Below are 2,911 nucleotides of genomic sequence, written 5' to 3' on the forward strand. Positions count from 1 at the left end.
ATTCTGAAGCTTTCTCACCTTGGTTATATCCTGGATGATAAGAAGCGTGCCAAGCTTTTCATCTTTATTGCTGTTTGAAAGTATTGGGCTTGCATAGATTTTTATTATTCTGTCTTTCACGCCGTATGTATTTATTTCGTCAACTTCATATTGGTTTTTCTTTATAGAATTTTCAAGAAGCTTGAATATTGCCGAGTTTCTTACTATTTCATGAACCTGTCTTCCTTCAAAATTATCTTCCTTTATTTCAAGTATGTCCCTGAAGGCTTCGTTGTAGAGAAACACCTTATACTTGTTGTCCACAGCTATTATTCCGTTTTTCATACTACTGAGAACTGATTCCAACTCGGATTTCCTATATTCCAAATTTCCCAGGTTATCATTCAGCTTCATGGTCATTTCATTGAATGAATCTGCAAGCTTTCCAATCTGGTCCTTGGATCTTATAAATATCCTTCTATCAAAATTTCCATTTGAAATTTCTATGGCTCCGTTTGTAAGTTCGTCTATTGGCTTCATAAGCTTCCTGGTAATAAGATAAGCCAATATAAGGGCAGCAATGGCTCCCCAAAAAATGCTGAAGAGAATGTATTTAATAACCTCTATGGCAACTTGTTTTACCTGAATCAAAGGTACGGATATTCTCAAGACACCATCAAATGAATCAATACCAATAGGAGTTGCAGTATATAGATAGTATGCCCCCAAGGTGTTGCTGAACCTTACAGAGCTTTCAGTTTCTCCCTTTAAAGCTTTTGCAATTTCTTCCCTGTAGGCATGGTTTTCCATAATCCTATAGTCTTCATCAGAATCACCTACAACTACTCCGGTGCTGTCTATAATTGTAATCCTGTAGTTGGACATTTCAGAATACTTGGCAACAAAGTCCTCGAAATCAATTTCACCCTTATTGTATTCAAGCTCTAGAATTTCATTGAGCAGATTCGCCTGTATAACTGAATCCTTCTTAATTGTATCCTCAAAGTATTTGTTTCCCCTGTTCCATGAAAACAAAGCCACTACAACTATTGTAATTAAAATCACAAAAATATATGAGCTCATTAATTTTTTCTGCATTATATCACAACCTTGTAAATTTAAACATATTTGTAGCCTATTCCTCTGACTGTCTTAATATGTTTAGGATTTTTATCGTCTTCTTCTATTTTCTTTCTCAGATTTCTTATATGTACATCAACAGTCCTGGTTTCACCGAGATAATCGTAACCCCATACCTTTTCAAGAAGATAGTCTCTCCCAAATACCCGTCCCTTATTTTTAGCAAGGAGATACAATACTTCAAATTCCTTCAAAGTAAGTTCGACAATTTCTCCATTTACTGCAACCTCTTGAGTTGATCGATTTATTCTGATTTCATCAGTTTCTATAATATCAAACTCTTCAGCTTCTTCCTCTTTTTTCCTAACCCTGTCATTTCTTCTCAGAAGAGCTTTAATCCTTGCCATGAGTTCATGTATTCCAAAAGGCTTTCCCAAATAGTCGTCTGCACCCATTTCTAGTCCAAGGACAGTATCTATTTCCTCATTTTTTGCAGTTAGCATAATGACAGGGGTATCTTTTATCCTGTCATGGTTTCTAATGAACTTGAGAATCTCCAAACCGTCAATGCCGGGAAGCATAAGATCCAGGAGTGCAATATCAAAATCGTCTTTTTCTAGTGATACAAGGGCATCTTCGCCGTTGTACTTTTCTGTAACATCAAATCCATTTTTTTCCAGGTTGTATTTAAGGAGTTCCAATATGTTTTCTTCATCATCCACTATTAGTATTCTTTTTTTATCCAATATAAACCCTCGCTTATTAAAGATTATAATCCTTCATAAATTTGGTCATGATTTCCTGTCACTGTGAAGTTGATCCATTCAGCAATATTAGTAGCATGGTCTCCCATTCTTTCAAGGTATTTAGCTATGAAAATGAAATATGTACATTGTCTTGCAGTCTTTGGATTGTTTTCCATGATTACTATCAACTCTTCAACAATATCCTCGAAATATTTATCTACAATATCATCATGCTTAAAGACTTCTCTAGCCATATCCGTATCATTTTTAATACAGCAATCTATCACGTTGTTGATCATTTGTTTGACTTCCTCAGCCATCTTCGGAATTCTTATAAGTGGTTTGACATAAGTTTCTCCAGACAACTTTATTGTATAATTGGATATATCAGAACAGTGGTCACCTATCCTTTCAAGATCTGTGATTATCTTTAGCACTGATGTTATATCTCTCAAATCAGAAGCCATAGGCTGTTGTCCTGCAATAATCATCAGACAACTCTTCTCTATCTTCAATTCCATATTATCAATTTCATCATCTCTTACAATTACACTTTCAGCAAGTTTCACATCCTGAGTTGTAAGAGCCCTAATTGTATCATCCATTGATTTTTCTACTATAGTCTGCATTTCTATTAGATCTTTATGCAACTTATTAAGCTTTTCTTCATAAGCATATCTCTGTGGCATATAAACTCTTCCTCCTTTTATTATCCAAATCTTCCTGTTATATAATCTTCGGTTTTCTGATTTTTGGGATTACTGAATATGTTTTCAGTTTCGTCAAATTCAATGAGCTCCCCCATAAGAAAGAAGGCAGTCTTGTCCGAAATCCTTGCGGCCTGTTGCATATTATGAGTTACCATAACGATTGTGTAATTCTTCTTAAGTTCCACAGCAAGATTCTCTATCTTGAGTGTAGCAATAGGATCCAGTGCAGAAGTAGGTTCATCCATTAATAGAACCTCCGGTTCAACAGCAAGTGCCCTGGCAATACAAATTCTTTGCTGCTGTCCTCCGGATACTCCCAGTGCACTTTTTTTTAACCTGTCCTTTACCTCGTCCCAAATTGCAGCATTTCTCAAACTTCTTTCAACAATTTCATCA

At 35.6% G+C, this 2,911-nt stretch carries 4 protein-coding genes; all 4 read right to left on the minus strand.

Annotated elements, in window-relative coordinates; all coding sequences use genetic code 11:
* Window positions 1-1,077 (minus strand): HAMP domain-containing protein (locus AC3AX0_RS09590; protein ID WP_487550069.1); only part of this gene is annotated, 1,077 nt, incomplete at its 3' end.
* 20 nt (window positions 1,078-1,097) lie between these two features.
* The gene (locus AC3AX0_RS09595; RefSeq protein WP_487550070.1) at window positions 1,098-1,805 is read right to left on the minus strand and encodes a response regulator transcription factor; all 708 of its coding nucleotides are present in this window, start codon (window positions 1,803-1,805) and stop codon (window positions 1,098-1,100) included.
* A gap of 23 nt (window positions 1,806-1,828) precedes the next feature.
* Window positions 1,829-2,494, minus strand: coding sequence for a phosphate signaling complex protein PhoU (gene phoU, locus AC3AX0_RS09600; RefSeq protein WP_487550071.1), 666 nt, complete (start codon window positions 2,492-2,494; stop codon window positions 1,829-1,831).
* 20 nt (window positions 2,495-2,514) lie between these two features.
* Window positions 2,515-2,911, minus strand: a 397-nt coding sequence (locus AC3AX0_RS09605) for a phosphate ABC transporter ATP-binding protein (RefSeq protein ID WP_487550072.1), incomplete at its 5' end; no start/stop codon positions are given.

This window comes from Dethiosulfatibacter sp. (genome assembly GCF_983023055.1).

Coding starts and splice junctions, on each gene's coding strand:
- phoU (WP_487550071.1), bottom strand. CDS start 2,494: ATGCCACAGAGATATGCTTATGAAGAAAAGCTTAATAAGTTGCATAAA.